This is a genomic window from Myxococcus sp. AB025B (genome assembly GCF_006518215.1).
In the GTDB taxonomy this organism is placed as follows: domain Bacteria; phylum Myxococcota; class Myxococcia; order Myxococcales; family Myxococcaceae; genus Myxococcus; species Myxococcus fulvus.
In genome coordinates, this window is record NZ_SRLW01000214.1 from 1 (window position 1) to 17,533 (window position 17,533).

Consider the following 17,533-nt stretch of genomic DNA (forward strand, 5'->3'; position numbering starts at 1 on the left):
AGATGTGTATAAAGAGACAGGGGTTGCAGGAGCGTTGGACTCCATGCGAAGCCCGGGCTCTTCGTGGACCTCGACCTGAAGCCGGCGCCGCCACCGGGTGCCTTCCGCAAGCTCGCCCTGGGGGCCTGGGGCGCGCCTCGGGACCCGACCTCCTATGCCGCACTCGACGTGCGCATGGAGCGCGCGCTCGCGTTCCTGGAGGCGTGGCGCGAGCGGACGGGGCAGCGGCTCACGGTGACGCACCTGGTGGCCAAGGCCGCCGCGGACGCGCTGCGGCTGTACCCCGAGGCCAACGTGCTCATGCGCTGGGGCAGTCCGTCCCCGCGCGTCGACGTGGGCGTGTGCGTGCTCGTGGTGCAGCCCGAGCCGTCGGGGCGCGTGGACCTGACGACGGCCACGGTGCACCGCGCGGACACGCTGTCGCTCGCGGACTTCGCGCGGGCGATGGAGGGCGTGGTGGGGCGGGTGCGCTCGCGGGAGGACGCGGTCATCGAGCGGGGCAAGCGCCGCTCCTATCGCATCCCGGGGATGTTCATGGGGTGGGCGCTGCGGCTGCTGTCCTTCGTTTGGTTCACGCTGAACGTGGACCTGCGCTGGGTGGGGATGCCGAGGGACCCGTTCGGCTCGGTGGTGGTGACGAGCCTGGGTACGCTGGGGCTCGAACGGGGCTACGTGGCGACCGTGCCGTACACGCGGGTGCCGTTGGTGCTGGCGCCGTGCTCCGTGCGGACCGAGCCGGTGGTGGAGGCGGGGGCGCTGGTGCCGGGGAAGGTGATGACGCTGACGTGCACGTGGGATGCGCGGGCGCTGGATGTGGAGGTGGTGGCGCGGGTGCTCCGTCACGTCGGGGAGGTGCTGGAGTCGCCCGAGGAGACCCTGGGGGCTGCGAGCGGGACGCGGGTGGGGTAGAACGGGGTCACCGTCACCGCTGGAGGTCTGGTCATGCCCGTGGATACGAACCGCCGTGTCGCTTCCGCTCGTCCCGTGGGACGCGCGCTCGGAGGGCAGGACCGCTACGAGAAGGAGGCCCTCGAGGGCCCCGCGGAGGGGGGGCTGGCGATGGCTCGGCGGCAGCGGCTGGCGGGCGGTCCCAACCGGGTGGAAGGGGAGAGCCCCTTCGCCGCGAAGATGCGTCAGCTCGCCGAGGGCAAGTCATCGAAGGACGGCGGACGCTGACTCGCCTGGGGTGACGCGGTGAGAGTGTATCTGGATGACGAGCGGCCCACGCCCGAGGGCTGGGTGGCTGTCCGCTGGCCGGAAGAGGCCATCGCGTTGCTCCAGGGAGGACAGGTGGTCGAGCTCAGCCTCGACCACGACCTCGGGGATGACGAGCACGGCACCGGATACGACGTGCTGCTGTGGCTGGAGGAAGCGGTGGCCACGCGCGGCTTCGTTCCTCCGCGAGTCCGCGTGCACTCGGCGAACAGCTCGGCGCGCCAGAAGATGGAGCTGGCGATTGTGCGCATCGAGCGGTTCGCGCGTGAGCGGTGAAGCTCCTTCGCACATGAGCTGGCGACACGAGGCGCGCAGGCCGCGCGCCGAGGCACCCGCGCGAGCAGGACGCGGACCCAGCTCATGGTTCGCGCGTGAGCGAGAGGTGCTTGCGCCGGGGCCTGACGTGAGCGCCTCCGCCGGGAATCAGCGCGAGCGCGGTGTCACCTGGATTCGGGTCGCGTCGGAGGTGCCATCCGCGATGAGGTTGTAGGCGGCCTGGACGGCGGTGCCCTGTCGCAGGCCCTGCGTCGAGATGCGCTGACCGTTGCGGACGATGCGGGTGTTCTCGCCGACGCGCAGGTCGTAGAGGTCCCCGGTCTCCGAGTCCTTGATGACAATCCGGTCCTGGGTGGCCGAGGTCACCTGGCCGCGCATGACGACGTTCGCGACGATGGTCTTCTCGGGGTCGGCGTTCACGTCGCCGGTGTCATTGGCGGAGGCGTCCTGTCGAGGCGCGCTCGCCGGGCCCGAGCCTCCCGTGCCGTCCTGCTGCTTCCCCGAGTCATCGTCATTCGCATGTCCGCCTCGGAGCGCGTTGACCTGTCGCTGGAGTCGCAGGACATCGTTGCGAAGCATGGCGACCTCTCGGGTCAGGTCTCTCTGGTTCAGGTCCTCTCCGGACGCGGCTGCCTCCGCGCTGCCGCCTCGTGCATCGCCCGCCGCATCTCGCGGCTCGGTGCCCTGGCGCGTGGGCTCGGGGCGACCGGCGGGCACGGAGTCCTTGTTGCCAGAGCCGCCCGTTCCGCGCGCATCCGACGCATTGTTGCCTGTGTCCGTGCCGCCAGCGTTGGTGTTCGAGGTGTTGCCAGCGCCACCGGTCGCCTGCGTGGTGGTGGTCGTGCTGGAGATGTCTTCAGCGCCCGTGGACCCATAGGGCACGACGGAGAAGGTCCCGGACGGATAGGTGCCAGGGGCCTGGTTGGCGCCGACACCTGACTGGGGTTGAGAGGACGTCCCTGCGCCCGCTCCGCTGCCCGCTGATTGGGCGAGGGCGACAGGAGACAAGAGGAAGCTGAACGTCAGGGCCGCGGTGCAGAGCGCTCGTCGCATGGGTGGGGTCCTTTCCTCGTGCTCAACCTTGAGGCGAGGACGGCCAGCGACAAGCGAGCCTCACGGAGGGCTCGGCCCCGTGGCTACTCGGGAAGCGGCGTGGTGACCCGAGACTCGAGCACCCGCGTCAGCGCGGGTTGTCCACAAGTTCCCCAGTCGATGGGGCGCACCGTGAGGAACAGCGGTGCGCGCAGGGCCGTCGCCAGCGCCGTCTCATCGAGCCCCTCGCGGTCATGCAGGGTCCACAGCAGCGCATCACGGACCGCATGGAGTTGTTCCCGCTCGCACCACGGGTCCACGCGCCAGGAGAGCTGCCCCAGGGCCATGAGCAGCGCCAGGTCCTCGACGGGGAGCTGGGTCCAGCTTCGCGCGAGGAACACAGGGACGCCGCGCCTCGCGCTCGACTCGTGCCACCGTGACTCGATGGCGGCGACCCGCCAGTCCACTTCATCCCAGTGGCGGGTGAGCCAGATGGCCAGCGCGACACGCTCGAGCTCTCGGAACGGGACCGTTGCGCGTGCATTCAGGGCGTTGAGCCAACGGCTCGCCGCATCCAGCGCATGCTCGAAGCCCTCGGGCAGGGACTCGTCCTCACAAGCATGTCGGGAGAGCGTGAGGTCCAGGAGGCTGTGGACCACGGTCCAGGACCATATCGGCTGAACGTGCCGCGTGGAGGCGTCCAGGTCCCGCCACCACGTCACCCGCTGACGCGCGGAGGGCGTGAGCCCTTGGCTGGGCGAAGGAGGAAGCTCCGGGAGCCGCGTGAGCGCGTACCGGTAGACACACTCCACCGTGGCCAACGGCGCCACGAGGATGAGGCCCAGCAACCACAGTCGTGCCCGCGCGGGGAGGAGGCGATGCATGGCCGGCCCGCTGTGCAACGCACGGACCAGCCCTGCCCCAATCATCCGTTGCTCCCCATGGGCCAGGCAGGCACCCGAATCCATTCCGTGATGTGCTGGGATGCACCTCGGGGGGAGTGGCCTGGAGACAGGCCGGGCGCTATGCGTAGGGCCGGGCGGCGCGAGGCAGCGAGGAGTCACCTTGAGCGGACGCGAGAGCGCGGTGACCACGGGAAGGAAGAGCGCGCGTGCTCCCGCCAGGAACACCCGCGCGCGCAGCCTCAGGCCCTGGCCCCTCACCCTCGCCTCCGCCGTCTCCCTGGGCCTGCTCCTCTACGTCGCCACCACCAGCCTGCCCTACCTCGTGTCCTCCCCCACGACGGACCCGAACTTCGGCGCCCTCAACCACTGCCTCTCCAAGGCCCACCCCGAGGCCCGGCTCGGCTGGGCCGTCTCCCCCGATGCCTCGCGCGCCGCCGTCTTCGGCGCCCACTCCGTCGCCACATGTGGCCCCAAGGACGCCACCACGCGCCATGACCTCACCGGCGCGCTCGCCATCGCCTTCGACGCGGACAACCACCTGTGGCTCTCCGCTGGAAACCGCCTCCTTCGCGAGGACGGCGTCACCCTCGTCCCCATGGGCGACTTCCAGCCCATCGCCCTCGCCGGACACGCGCACGGCATGCTCGCCCTCGATGCCTCCGGGCAGCTCGTCTCCGTCTCCTCCAGCGGCTCCGTGCTCGCGCAGACCCAGGTCCCCGCCTCCACCGCCCGGCTCTCCGTGGGCGCCGGTGGCGTGCTGGCCGCCGTGCTCTCCGACGGACTCCTCCGCGTCTACGACACCCGCTCCCTCTCCCACCGCCCCCTCGATGTCCCCTGTCGGGTGGAGACGATGTGGTGGCTGGACGCACCCGAGCAGTTGATGATCGGCTGTTCCCCGACGGGGGCGCCGTCGTTCTCGCTCGATGTGCGGACGGGGGAGCGCGCCGCCGTGCCCGAGGGGCGTGTGATGGCCCCTGCTCGCCGGCTCTCCGGTCGGCCGCTTTATGTCCAGGGCTGCGACGGTTTTCCCTGCACGGCGCCGCCGCCCTGACATGTTGGACAGAGGCTGTGGGTTCCGCATGTTTCACGCGCGGTATCCATTGTCCGGGCTCGAAGTTCAGTACGCGACAAATCACCTGGAGTGGCGGGGCTTTGAATCGACAAGCCCGCGAACTCACAGGAGATTCGCCTCAGCCCGTCCGCCGCGAGGTCTCGGCTCGCGGCGTTCATCCCGATCAGAAGGGTTCTCCTCGTGGACGACACCAAGGTTCCCAGCTCCAACGGCAATGGCAGGAAGCGCGCCTCGACGCGCAAGCCTCGGAGCGAAGCGGCGTCCAGCCCGCAGCCGTCCGATGCCTCGCGCGACAACCTCGCGGCCAACCGCGTCGAGTCCGAGCGCGCTCGCGGCCGTGGCGCGGAAGAGGGCGGCAGGCAGACGGGCGGCCGGGGCGGCGGCGCGAGGACGCCGGGCGGCGGTGCGCGCATCCGCGGAGATGACCCGCTGCAGACGCTGCTCGCCGCGCTGCGGGCCGTGCAGGGCGGCGACTTCTCCGTGCGCCTGCCGGAGTTCACCTCCGTGCCGGTGATGGACGACATCTCCCGCGCCTTCAACGCGGTGGTGACCCTCAACTCGGCGATGACGCACGAGATGGTGCGCGTGGCGCGCGTCGTCGGCCGCGAGGGCCGCATGGCCGAGCGCGTGTCCTTGGGCGACGGGCGCGGCGACTGGGCCACGAGCATCAACTCCATCAACGCGCTCATCGGCGACCTGGTGCAGCCGACCACGGAAGTCGCGCGCGTGCTGGTGGCCGTGGCCGAGGGCGACCTCACCCAGAAGATGGCCCTCGAAATCGACGGCCAGCCGGTGAAGGGCGAGTTCCTGCGCATCGGCACCACCGTGAACGCGATGCTCGACCAGCTCAACTCGTTCGCCGCCGAGGTGACGCGCGTCGCGCGTGAGGTCGGCAGCGATGGCAAGCTGGGCGGTCAGGCCGAGGTGAAGGGCGTCTCCGGCGTCTGGAAGGACCTCACCGACAACGTGAACCTGATGGCCAACAACCTCACGGCCCAGGTGCGCAACATCGCGGAGGTGTCCACCGCCGTCGCCAACGGCGACCTGTCGAAGAAGATCACCGTGGACGCGCGCGGCGAGGTGCTCGAGCTCAAGAGCACCATCAACACGATGGTGGACCAGCTCAACGGCTTCGCCTCCGAAGTGACGCGCGTGGCGCGCGAGGTGGGCACGGAAGGAAAGCTGGGCGGTCAGGCCGCGGTGCCCGGTGTCTCCGGCACGTGGAAGGACCTCACCGACAACGTGAACTTCATGGCGTCCAACCTCACGACGCAGGTGCGCGGCATCGTGAAGGTGGTGACGGCCGTCGCCAACGGCGACCTCACCCAGAAGCTGATGGTGCCGTCCCAGGGCGAAATCGCCGCGTTGGGCTCCACGCTCAACAACATGACGGACACGCTCAACGTCTTCGCGCAGCAGGTGACGAGCGTGGCGCGCACGGTGGGTGTCGAGGGCAAGCTGGGCGCCCAGGCCCAGGTGCCCGGCGCCGCCGGCACGTGGAAGGACCTCACCGACAACGTCAACCTGATGGCCAACAACCTCACGGCCCAGGTGCGCAACATCGCCGACGTGACGACGGCCGTCGCCAAGGGGGACCTCTCCAAGAAGATCACCGTCGACGTGAAGGGCGAGGTGATGGAGCTCAAGGACACCATCAACACGATGGTGGACCAGCTGCGCGCCTTCGCCTCCGAGGTGACGCGCGTCGCTCGCGAGGTGGGCACCGACGGCAAGCTGGGCGGACAGGCCGACGTGAAGGGTGTTGCCGGCGTGTGGAAGGACCTCACCGACAACGTGAACTCGATGGCCTCCAACCTCACCACCCAGGTGCGCAACATCGCCCTGGTGACGACGTCGGTGGCCAACGGTGACCTCTCCAAGAAGATCACCGTCGACGCGCGCGGCGAGATTCTGGAGCTCAAGAACACCATCAACACGATGGTGGACCAGCTCAACTCGTTCGCCTCCGAGGTGACGCGCGTGGCGCGCGAGGTCGGCACCCACGGCAAACTGGGCGGCCAGGCCGAGGTGAAGGGCGTCTCCGGCACGTGGAAGGACCTCACCGACAACGTGAACGTGATGGCCGTGAACCTCACGACCCAGGTGCGCGGCATCGCCAAGGTCGTGACGGCGGTCGCCAACGGTGACCTCACGCAGCGGCTGAAGATGGAGGCCAAGGGCGAGGTCGCCGAGCTGGCCGACACCATCAACGCGATGACGCAGACGCTCTCCATCTTCGCGCAGCAGGTGACGGACGTCGCGCGCACGGTGGGCGTGGAAGGCAAGCTGGGCGCCCAGGCCGTGGTGCCGGGCGTCGCGGGCACGTGGAAGGACCTCACCAACAACGTGAACCTGCTCGCGAACAACCTCACCGACCAGGTCCGTAACATCGCCGAGGTCACCACGGCGGTCGCCAACGGTGACCTCTCCAAGAAGATCACCGTCGACGCCAAGGGCGAGGTGCTGGAGCTCAAGAGCACCATCAACACGATGGTGGACCAGCTCCGCGGCTTCGCGTCCGAGGTGACCCGCGTCGCCAAGGAGGTCGGTACCGAGGGGAAGCTGGGCGGACAGGCCGAGGTGCGCGGGGTGTCCGGCGTCTGGAAGGACCTCACGGACAACGTGAACTTCATGGCGTCCAACCTCACCAGCCAGGTGCGCGGCATCGTGCGCGTGGTGACGGCGGTCGCCAACGGTGACCTCACCCAGAAGCTGATGATGGACGCGAAGGGTGAGATCGCCGCGCTCGCGGACACCATCAACGCGATGACGCAGACGCTCTCCATCTTCGCGCAGCAGGTGACGGACGTCGCGCGCACGGTGGGCGTGGAAGGCAAGCTGGGCGCCCAGGCCGAGGTGCCGGGCGTCGCCGGCACGTGGAAGGACCTCACCAACAACGTGAACCTGCTGGCCAACAACCTCACGGCCCAGGTGCGAAACATCGCCGAGGTGACGACGGCGGTCGCGAATGGCGACCTGTCCAAGAAGATCACCGTCGACGCGAAGGGCGAGGTGCTGGAGCTCAAGAGCACCATCAACACGATGGTGGACCAGCTCCGCGCGTTCGCCGCCGAGGTGACTCGCGTCGCCAAGGAGGTCGGCACCGAAGGAAAGCTGGGCGGACAGGCCGACGTGAAGGGCGTGTCCGGCGTGTGGAAGGACCTCACCGACAACGTGAACGTCCTCGCAGGCAACCTCACCGACCAGGTGCGAAACATCGCCAAGGTCACGACGGCCGTCGCCAATGGCGACCTGTCCCAGAAGATCACCGTCTCCGTGAAGGGCGAGGTGCTGGAGCTGAAGAACACCATCAACACGATGGTGGACCAGCTCCGAGGCTTCGCGTCCGAGGTGACTCGCGTCGCCAAGGAGGTCGGCACCGAGGGCAAGCTGGGCGGTCAGGCCGCGGTGCCCGGGGTCGCCGGCGTGTGGAAGGACCTCACCGACAACGTGAACGTGCTGGCCGGCAACCTCACCGACCAGGTGCGAAACATCGCCAAGGTCACGACGGCGGTCGCCAACGGCGACCTGTCGCAGAAGATCTCCGTCGAGGCCCGGGGCGAGATTTTGGAGCTCAAGAGCACCATCAACACGATGGTGGACCAGCTCCGCGCGTTCGCCGCCGAGGTGACGCGCGTCGCCAAGGAGGTCGGCACGGACGGCAAGCTCGGTGGTCAGGCCGCGGTGCCCGGCGTCGCCGGCACGTGGAAGGACCTCACCGACAACGTGAACTCGATGGCCTCCAACCTCACCGCGCAGGTGCGAAACATCGCGCTGGTGACCACCGCGGTGGCCAACGGTGACCTGTCCAAGAAGATCACCGTCGACGCCAAGGGCGAGATTCTTGAGCTCAAGGACACCATCAACATCATGGTGGACCAGCTCAACTCGTTCGCCTCGGAAGTGACGCGCGTCGCGCGCGAGGTCGGCACCGAAGGAAAGCTGGGCGGTCAGGCGGAAGTGCGCGGGGTGTCCGGCGTGTGGAAGGACCTCACGGACAACGTGAACTTCATGGCCCGCAACCTCACCACGCAGGTGCGCGGCATCGTCAAGGTCGTGACGGCCGTCGCCAACGGCGACCTCAAGCAGAAGCTGGTGGTCGAGGCGAAGGGCGAGGTCGCGGCGCTCGCGGAGACCATCAACAACATGACGGACACGCTGGGCACCTTCGCCGAGCAGGTGTCCACCGTGGCCCGCGAGGTCGGTGTCGAGGGGAAGCTGGGCGGTCAGGCCCGCGTGCCCGGTGTGGCCGGCACGTGGAAGGACCTCACGGACAACGTGAACTTCATGGCCTCCAACCTCACCACGCAGGTGCGCGGCATCGTGCGCGTGGTGACGGCGGTCGCCAACGGTGACCTCACCCAGAAGCTCATCGTCGACGCGAAGGGCGAGGTCGCAGCGCTCGCGGACACCATCAACAACATGACGGACACGCTGGGCACCTTCGCCGAGCAGGTGTCCACCGTGGCCCGCGAGGTCGGTATCGAAGGAAAGCTGGGCGGCCAGGCCCGCGTGCCCGGCGCTCGCGGCACGTGGCGGCAGCTGACCGACAACGTGAACCAGCTGGCCGGGACGCTGACCAGCCAGCTGCGCGCCATCTCCGACGTGGCCACCGCGGTGACGAAGGGTGACCTCACCCGCAGCATCACCGTCGTCGCCGAGGGCGAGGTCGCCGCGCTGAAGGACAACATCAACCAGATGATCGTCAACCTGCGTGAGACCACGCAGAAGAACCAGGAGCAGGACTGGCTCAAGACGAACCTGGCGAAGTTCAGCGGCATGATGCAGGGCCAGAAGAGCCTGGACGCCGTCAGCCGCCTCATCATGAGCGAGCTGACGCCGCTGGTCTCCGCCCACCACGGCGCGTTCTTCCTGATGGACACCGACTCCGGGACGCCGGTGCTCAAGCTGACCAGCACCTACGCCTACCGGGAGCGCAAGCACATCGCCAACCGCTTCCGCCTGGGCGAGGGGCTCGTCGGTCAGTGCGCCCTGGAGCGCAAGACCATCCTCCTCACCCACGTCCCGCCGGACTACATCACCATCTCCTCCGGCCTGGGTGAGTCCGCCCCGCTCAACATCATCGTCCTGCCCGTGCTCTTCGAGGGCGAGGTGAAGGCGGTCATCGAGCTGGCCTCGTTCCACACCTTCAGCGCCATCCATCAAATCTTCCTGGACCAGCTCACCGAGAGCATCGGCGTGGTCCTGAACATGATCATGGCGAACATGCGCACCGAGCAGCTCCTGCAGCAGTCGCAGGGGCTCACTCAGGAGCTGCAGAGCCAGTCGCGCGAGCTCACCCAGCAGCAGGACGCGCTCAAGCGCAGCAACAGCGAGCTGGAGGAGAAGGCGAAGCTGCTCGAGGAGCAGAATCGCCGCGTCGAGGAGAAGAACAACGAGGTCGAGCGCGCCCGCGTCAGCCTGGAGGAGAAGGCCGAGCAGCTCACCGTCATCTCCAAGTACAAGAGCGAGTTCCTGGCCAACATGAGCCACGAGCTGCGCACGCCGCTCAACAGCCTGCTCATCCTGGCCAAGCTCCTGTCGGACAACAAGGACGGCAACCTCTCCACCAAGCAGGTGGAGTACGCCAACACCATCTACGCGTCCGGCGGAGACCTGCTCAGCCTCATCAACGAAATCCTCGACCTGTCCAAGGTGGAGGCCGGCAAGATGCAGGTGGAGCCCCGGGACATCGTCCTCACGGAGCTCAACCAGTTCATCGACCGCGGCTTCCGCCCGGTCGCCGAGCAGAAGAACCTGGCCTTCACCGTGGAGGTCGCGCAGGGCACCCCGCGCGCCATCCGCACCGACCCGCAGCGGCTGCAGCAGGTGCTCAAGAACCTGCTCTCCAACGCCTTCAAGTTCACCGACGAAGGCAGCGTGAAGCTCACCGTGAAGCTGGCCGAGCCCGGCACGCGGCTGGAGCACGAGGTGCTCCAGCGCTCGCGCTACGTCATCGCCTTCGCGGTGTCGGACACGGGCATCGGCATCGCCAAGGACAAGCAGCGCCTCATCTTCGAGGCCTTCCAGCAGGCCGACGGCTCCACCGCCCGCAAGTACGGCGGCACGGGCCTGGGCCTGTCCATCAGCCGCGAAATCGCCAAGCTCCTGGGCGGCGAAATCCACGTCAGCAGCGAGCCGCGCAAGGGCAGCACCTTCACCCTGTACCTGCCGCCCGAGTACGTGGGCCCCGACGACGACAGCCTGCCGGCCATGCCCACGCCGCTCGAGCCCCTGATGCCCCGCGGGAGCAACGTGGTGCCGGAGGTCCCGCTTCCCCCCGCGCCGCCGCCCGCGCCCGTGCCTCCCGCCGTGGCGGAGAGCGGCCACGTGCTGGACGCCGCGCTGCCGCCCCCGGTGGATTCGCTCCTGCCGCCGCTCGCGGTGGAGGATGACCGCGACCACATCCGCGAGGGTGACCGCGTCCTGCTCATCATCGAGGACGACCTGAAGTTCGCCCGCATCATGGTGCAGCTGGCGCGCGAGAAGGGCTTCAAGGCCCTGGTCGCCACCCGCGGCGACACCGGCCTGTCCATGGCCAACGAGTTCCAGCCGCACGCGGTGACGCTCGACATCCAGCTGCCCGTGGTGGACGGCTGGAGCGTGCTCGACCGGCTCAAGCGCAACCCGCGCACGCGCCACATCCCCGTCCACATCATCAGCGTCATGGACAAGCACCTGGGCAACGCCCAGGGCGCGTTCGGCTACCTCACCAAGCCCGTCAGCAAGGAAGGCCTGGAGCGGGTGTTCAACCAGCTGGCGCGCTTCCTGGAGCGCAAGGAGCGCCGGCTGCTGCTCGTCGAGGACGACGACGTGCAGCGCAGCAGCCTGGTCAGCCTGCTCGCCGAGGGCGGTGACGTCGTCGTCACGGCCGTGGCCACCGGCCAGGAGGTCCTCCAGAAGCTGGAGGAGGGTGAGTTCGACTGCCTGGTCATCGACCTGCTGCTGCCCGACATGGACGGCATCAAGCTGGTGGAGGAGGTCAAGACCCAGCAGCGCTTCCGGGATTTGCCCATCGTCATCTACACGGGCAAGGAGCTCACGCCCAAGGACGAGGCCCGCCTGCGCCGCTACACCGGCAGCGTCATCCTCAAGAGCGGAACGAAGAGTCCCGAACAGTTGCTCAGCGACACCGCGCTGTTCCTGCACCGGCTGGACCAGAATCTGCCTCCCCGGGCGCGGGCGGCGCTGGCCCAGCGCAACGAGGAGGAGTCCGAGCTGGTGGGCAAGAAGGTGCTCGTCGTCGATGACGACATGCGCAACATCTTCGCCCTCACCAGCGTGCTGGAGAACCACGGCATGCAGGTGGTCTTCGCGGAGAATGGGCGGGCGGCCATCGAGACGCTCGAGCAGCACCGCGACGTGGATGTCGTCCTGATGGACGTGATGATGCCGGAGATGGACGGGTACGAGACGATGCGGGCCATCCGCAAGGACCTCCGGTACGCCAGCCTCCCCATCATCGCCGTGACGGCCAAGGCGCTGAAGGACGACCGGGAGAAGTGCATGGCCGCCGGCGCCAGCGACTACCTGCCCAAGCCGGTGGATACGGACAAGCTTCTGGAGCTCATCCGTCTGTGGGTATCGGCATGACGAAGAGAGGGTCCGATTGATGGCTAGCGCACGACTCGTCTTTCCCGGGCTTTTGACCGGCGGAGGCCGCGCCTAGCCTGTCCGGCCAGTAAACGGTCGGGGCATACCTTGCTCCTATTTCAATGACGCCTAGCGAACACATCTCCGCCGAACGCCCGCAGGACAGCAGCACCCGTTCCAGGGCGAGCATCCTGATGGTGGACGACCACCCGTCCAACCTGCTGGCGCTGGAGGCCATCCTCGAGCCGTTGGGGCAGGAGCTCGTCAAGGCCACGAGCGGCGAGGAGGCGCTCAAGTTCCTGCTGCAGCGCGACTTCGCCGTCATCCTGATGGACGTGCAGATGCCGGGGCTGGATGGCTTCCAGACGGCCACGCTCATCAAGCAGCGCGAGCGCACGCGCACCATCCCCATCATCTTCCTCACCGCGCTCAGCCGCGACGCGGCCCACATCTTCAAGGGCTACGCGCACGGCGCGGTGGACTACCTGCTCAAGCCCTTCGACCCGGAAATCCTCCGCTCGAAGGTCAGCGTCTTCGTGGACCTGTTCCTCAAGGAGCAGCAAATCCAGCGGCAGGCGGCCTTGCTGCGTCAGCGCGAGCGCGAGGCGATGGAGCGCCAGAGCGAGCTGCGCTACCGGCGGCTCACCGAGTCGCTGCCGGAGGTGATGTGGGCGGCGCGCGCGGACGGCTCGTTCACGTACGCGAACCGCGCGGGGCGTGACTACACGGGCATCCACGAGGAGCAGCCGCTGTCCTTGAGCACCTTCCTGGAGTTCGTGCACCCGGTGGACCGCGAGGAGATGCGGCAGGCGTGGGAGATGGCCATCCGCTCCAGTCAGCGGGTGGAGCGCGAGTTCCGCCTGCGCCGGTTCGACGGGGTGTATCGCTGGCACCTGGCGCGCGCGGTGCCGGAGCGGGACGAGACGGGCCACGTGGTGGGCTGGATCGCGGTGGCCACGGACATCGACGACAAGCGCCGCGCCGAGGAGGCGCTGGGGCGCTTCAAGATGACGCTGGACGCGACGCTGGACTGCGTCCTGATGTTCTCGCCGGACTCGCTGACGTTGACGTACGCCAACGCGGGCGCGGCCAAGCAGCTGGCGAGCACGACGGACGAGCTGGTGGGGCTGTCGGTGCTGGAGGTGGAGGGGGCGTTCGACGAGGCGGGCTTCCGCAAGCTGCTGGCGCCGCTGGTGAGCGGGACGCTGCCCAGCCAGACGTACTCCACGACGCACCGGCGGCGGGATGGCTCCGAGGTGCCGGTGGAGGTGGTGCTCCAGTTCGTGTCGGCGGCGGAGGGGCCCGGGCGGTTCATCTCCGTGGCGCGCGACATCACCGAGCGGCAGCGCGCGGAGACGGCGCTGCGGCTGGCGAGCGAGGCGAAGGACGCGTTCCTGGCGGCGGCGAGCCACGAGCTGCGCACGCCGCTGGCGGCGGCCAAGGGGCACGCGCACCTGGCGCTCCTGAAGCTGGGGGGCGAGACGGAGGCGGGGCCGGGCAAGTCGCTGAAAATCATCAACCGTCAGATTGACCGGATGGCGAAGCTGGTCGAGGACCTGCTGGACATCAGCCGGCTGCAGGCAGGAAGGCTGTCGCTGGAGCTGGAGCGGTTCGACTTCAGCCAGCTGGTGCACGAGACGCGCGACCGGATGGCGGTGTTGTCGCAGGGACATGAAATCCAGGTGGAGACGCCGGAGCACCTGGAGGGCATCTGGGACCGCGGGCGGCTGGACCAGGTGCTGACGAACCTCTTGTCCAATGCCATCCGCTACTCGCCGGAGGGCGGGGCGGTGCTGGTGCGGCTGACGGGGGAGGGGAGCGAGGGCGTGCACCTGTCCGTGAAGGACAGCGGCGTGGGGATTCCCAAGGACAAGCAGGCGCTCATCTTCGAGCGCTTCGGCCGCGCGCACGGCAGCAAGTACGGCGGGCTGGGCCTGGGGCTCACCATCAGCCAGGGCATCGTCGAGCAGCACGGCGGCCGCATCTGGGTGGAGTCCCCGGGCGTGCCGGGACAGGGCTCCACCTTCAACGTGTGGCTGCCGCGCGAGACGGAGGTGCCGGGCGTGCACCACACGCAGCCGGGCCCGCGCACGGCGAGTTGACGAAGGGCGCGAGCGCGCCCCCCACGCGTCACAGGTTGAAGCCCACGTTGCCCACGGAGATGCTGGGTCCGAAGATGAAGGACCAGCGGCTCGAGTCGACGACGGAGCCGTCCGAGCGGCGGGTGATGTCGTCGCGGAACTCCCGCGCCACCCACGCCTGCGCGCCCACCGCGGCGCCCGGGCCGATGGGCACCCGCAAGCTCAGCCCCATCACCACCGCCAACGTCGGCGGGAACTCGATGTCGCCGGACTGGGGAATCAACCCCATGCCCATCAGCCCCATCTCGAAGCCGAGCAGCCGCTCCTGGCCCTCGTCATTCAAGAGCGCCAGGCGCGACACCACGCCGAAGTTGAGGATGAGCTGACCGCTGGGCTCCGTCGCCCGGTAGAGACCCGCCGGAATCGTCGCCGTCGTGTACAGCCGCAGCCGCCCGCCGCTGACGATGGCCGTCCACTGCGCCGACGGCAGCCCCGAGCGGTCCGCCGTGCTCAGCGCATAGCGCGACTCGTCCGCCACCAGCGACACCTGCACCAGAATCCGGTCGAACTGGCCCAGCTGCCCCGGCACCGGAATCGTGCGCGTCTCCCCCTGCGGCCGCAGCAACATGCGCTGCTCCACCTGGCTCTCCCCGCGCGCCGAACCATCCGGCTTGGTGACGCCGATGCGCAGCACCACCTCCTGCGCGCCCTGCTCGGGCTTGAGCCGCTCGCGGTGGATGACCACCCGACAGGAGTTGCGCATGGCGTAGTCGATGCGGTGCGGACGGCTGGGCTCCAGCACCCGGTCCTTGCCGTCCTTGTCCGCGCACACCAGCTCCACCACGCTCTCCACCCGGATGGGCACGCTCGCCTCGCGCACCGAGCGCTGCACCCGCTCCGTGACGACCACCAGGTCCGTGGTGGCCAGCTCCCCCGGCAGCGTGGAGAGCTGATAGCCGAAGCGCAGCGACACGAAGCCGCCCGCGGTGGGCTCGCCCTGCACGTACGTCGTCCCGTCGCGCGTGGTGACGGTGTACGCGCCCGCCACGGGGCGCGGCACGAAGCGCCCCTGCTCGCCGCTGGCCGCCACGTGCAGCTCCGCGGGCCGGTTGATGGGGATGAAGTCGATGGTGCCCTGGTCGCCCAGCTCCAGCGACGCCCTGGGCACCGGCAACGGCTGCGTCCTCGTCGTGTCCGACGCCACCACCGAGCCCTCCACCCGCGACGTCTGCGCGCTCACTGTCACTTGCTGCTCGGACGTGCCGCCGGTGCGCAGGAGCACGTAGGTGCCGTCGGAGGCCTTCACCACGCGCTCCACGCGGGCGCGCTGGTCGTTCATGGCCCAGAGCAGCTTGCGCGGGTCGTGCTGACAGGACACGTCCAGGCGGACCACCATCGCGGAGTTCTCCGCGTCGCGCAGCACCGTGCCGTCCACCGCCGTCAGCGGACACGCGAGCACCGGCAGCGTCTCCACCAGCACCTGGTCCAGCGCCTCGCCGCGCGCGAAGTAGATGCGCGGCGCGAGCCTCAACCGCAGCGTCACGCTGACGTCCACGCCCGGCACGTTGCGCAAGGACACCGAGCCCTCGTTCACCTCGCAGCGCACCGGACCGCAGTCCACCGACGCCAGCGCCTCCGAGTGGCTCAGCGCCACGAAGCCCGGCCCGCGCGACACGTCCACGCCCGCCGACTGGATGAGCGGCTGGGTGAGCACCACGCGCCCGGGCCGCAGGCGGAAGGTCTCCGGGGCCACCACGTTGCCGGACGCATCGAACGTGGTGACGTCCTTGCCCCAGCGCCCATGCGGCGGCGTCCAGTACAGCGCCGCGTCCGTGGGCAGCCCGCGCGCCACCGGCACCGTGCAGTTGCCCGGGCCTCGCTCCACGGACGGCGTCAGGCACACGTCCTGGCCCTCCATCAACGTTGGCTCGGCCACCGTGCGCGGCGTGCCGCTCCAGGCGACGCCCACGTGCGACAGCCCCGTGCCGCGCAGCTCCACCCGGCCCTCGTCGGGGAAGAAGTTGGTGCCCGCCGCGTCCACGCGCGGGAAGGCGCCGGTGGCGATGACGGTGACGCGCTCCTCCGTCGTCTCGCACTGGCCACCCGTGGGCGCGACCTTCAGCTCGAGGATGCGCGCGTCATCCTGCTCCACGCGCGCGGGGGGCTTGAGCGCGCGTCCATCCGGCGACAGCGTCCAGCCGGCCCTCACGGGGCCACACAGCGTGCCCTTGGCGGTGACGGGGACGCTCGGGCCTCCCTCGGGGACCTGGATGACGGGAGCGGCGGTGGACACGCCCGTCACGAGCAGGCAGGCGAGGCAGAGCGCGCGAAGGGATTCCATCCCTCCGTTAAACAGCCCGAGACACAACCCACGTCAAGCGCCGTCTGGCCTCGTCGGCCCGGGTTGACACCGCACGTGTGTCCCCCCGGGCACGGCGGGTCCGCGAACGTCGTCCCTCAGCGCTTGCGTGTCAGCAGCACCACGGCGCCAAGAATCGCGGCCATGGCCACCCACGCCAGGGGACTCAGGGATTCGCCGGCGAACACCGCGCCCAGCAGCACCGCCACCACCGGGTTGACGTACGCGTAGCTGGTGGCGAGCGAGGGGCTCGCGTGCCGCATCATGTACGCATACGCGCTGTAGCCCACCAGCGAGCCGAACGTCACCAGGTACGCGAAGGCCGCCCACGCGCGCGGCTCCGGCATCACGTCGAGCGATTCGCCGCGCAACAGCCCGAAGAGCAGCATCAGCGCGCCGCCGCACAGCATCTGCGCCGCGGGCGCCATCATGCCCGTGGGCATGGGCATGCGCCGGCCCAGCACCGAGCCCAGCGCCCAGCTCGCCGGCGACACCAGCAACACCAGCGTGGGCAGCAGGCTTCCGCCCAGCTCACCTCCCAGGTTGAGCAGCACGATGCCGCCGAAGCCCACCGCCAGCCCCCAGCGCTCCAGCTTCCCGGGCCACTGTCCGAAGAGCCCACCGAACAGCGCCGACCACATGGGCAGGCTGCCCACCACCAGCGCCGCCACGCCCGAGGGCACCCACTGCTGCGCGAAGACGAGCCCGCCGTTGCCCACGCCCAGAAGCAGCGTGCCCACCACCGCGCTCGCGCCCCACTGTCGCCCGGTGGGCACGGGTGTGCCCTTGAGCCACAGCGCCGCGAACATCAGCGTGCCCGCCAGCAGGAACCGCGTCCCCGACGCGAGGAACGGCGGCATGCCTCCCTGGAGCACCCAGCGGATGGCCAGATAGGTGGACCCCCAAACGAGGTACAGCGTCACCAGGCACAAGAGGAGGCGGCCGCGCGGAGCGCTCGGGGTAGGCGTGTCCGCGAGGGAGACGGCGGTGAGGGTGGGGG

General features: G+C 69.4%; 10 protein-coding genes. 6 read left to right on the forward strand and 4 right to left on the reverse strand.

Going from position 1 to position 17,533, the window contains the following annotated elements; translation table 11 throughout:
• Positions 1-63 precede the first annotated feature (63 nt).
• From FL311_RS29420 to FL311_RS29430, 3 genes are read left to right on the forward strand one after another with little or no spacing between them, the layout of a single operon-like run.
• A complete protein-coding gene (locus FL311_RS29420; protein WP_141330259.1) occupies positions 64-909 on the forward strand; it encodes a 2-oxo acid dehydrogenase subunit E2 in 846 nt (281 codons plus the stop codon).
• 33 nt (positions 910-942) lie between these two features.
• Complete coding sequence (locus FL311_RS29425; protein WP_141330261.1) at positions 943-1,176, forward strand: hypothetical protein; 234 nt, start codon at positions 943-945, stop codon at positions 1,174-1,176.
• An 18-nt stretch (positions 1,177-1,194) separates the two neighbouring features.
• Positions 1,195-1,491: a cyclic-phosphate processing receiver domain-containing protein gene (locus FL311_RS29430; protein WP_141330263.1), complete on the forward strand. Its 297-nt coding sequence runs from the start codon at positions 1,195-1,197 to the stop codon at positions 1,489-1,491.
• Between the two features lie 147 nt (positions 1,492-1,638).
• Here the strand turns inward: FL311_RS29430 and FL311_RS45435 are convergent, their stop codons facing one another.
• Together FL311_RS45435 and FL311_RS29440 are read right to left on the reverse strand one after the other, a co-directional pair.
• A complete protein-coding gene (locus FL311_RS45435; RefSeq protein WP_228557157.1) occupies positions 1,639-2,544 on the reverse strand; it encodes a hypothetical protein in 906 nt (301 codons plus the stop codon).
• Positions 2,545-2,627: 83 nt separating this feature from the next.
• Complete coding sequence (locus FL311_RS29440; RefSeq protein WP_141330265.1) at positions 2,628-3,407, reverse strand: hypothetical protein; 780 nt, start codon at positions 3,405-3,407, stop codon at positions 2,628-2,630.
• Positions 3,408-3,588: 181 nt separating this feature from the next.
• Between FL311_RS29440 and FL311_RS29445 the strand changes: the two genes are divergently transcribed.
• The 3 genes from FL311_RS29445 (at position 3,589) to FL311_RS29455 (ending at position 14,195) form a co-directional block, all read left to right on the forward strand.
• Positions 3,589-4,479 carry a hypothetical protein gene (locus FL311_RS29445; protein ID WP_141330267.1) on the forward strand — a complete coding sequence of 297 codons (891 nt, stop codon included), beginning with the start codon at positions 3,589-3,591 and terminating at the stop codon, positions 4,477-4,479.
• Positions 4,480-4,680: 201 nt separating this feature from the next.
• Complete coding sequence (locus FL311_RS29450; protein WP_141330269.1) at positions 4,681-12,093, forward strand: HAMP domain-containing protein; 7,413 nt, start codon at positions 4,681-4,683, stop codon at positions 12,091-12,093.
• A gap of 122 nt (positions 12,094-12,215) precedes the next feature.
• Positions 12,216-14,195, forward strand: a complete 1,980-nt coding sequence (locus FL311_RS29455) for a PAS domain S-box protein (protein ID WP_141330271.1) — start codon at positions 12,216-12,218, stop codon at positions 14,193-14,195.
• Positions 14,196-14,223: 28 nt separating this feature from the next.
• Here the strand turns inward: FL311_RS29455 and FL311_RS29460 are convergent, their stop codons facing one another.
• On the reverse strand, positions 14,224-16,515 hold the full coding sequence (locus tag FL311_RS29460) for a hypothetical protein (protein WP_141330273.1): 2,292 nt from the start codon (positions 16,513-16,515) through the stop codon (positions 14,224-14,226).
• A gap of 116 nt (positions 16,516-16,631) precedes the next feature.
• A partial coding sequence (yedA, locus tag FL311_RS29465) for a drug/metabolite exporter YedA (RefSeq protein WP_228557158.1) occupies positions 16,632-17,533 on the reverse strand: 902 nt, incomplete at its 5' end.

What these genes read in the sequence shown, in the direction of transcription:
- FL311_RS29425 (WP_141330261.1), top strand. Translation starts at nt 943, where the DNA reads ATGCCCGTGGATACGAACCGCCGTGTCGCTTCCGCTCGTCCCGTGGGA.
- FL311_RS45435 (WP_228557157.1), bottom strand. Translation starts at nt 2,544, where the DNA reads ATGCGACGAGCGCTCTGCACCGCGGCCCTGACGTTCAGCTTCCTCTTG.
- FL311_RS29440 (WP_141330265.1), bottom strand. Translation starts at nt 3,407, where the DNA reads ATGCATCGCCTCCTCCCCGCGCGGGCACGACTGTGGTTGCTGGGCCTC.
- FL311_RS29455 (WP_141330271.1), top strand. Translation starts at nt 12,216, where the DNA reads ATGACGCCTAGCGAACACATCTCCGCCGAACGCCCGCAGGACAGCAGC.
- FL311_RS29460 (WP_141330273.1), bottom strand. Translation starts at nt 16,515, where the DNA reads ATGGAATCCCTTCGCGCGCTCTGCCTCGCCTGCCTGCTCGTGACGGGC.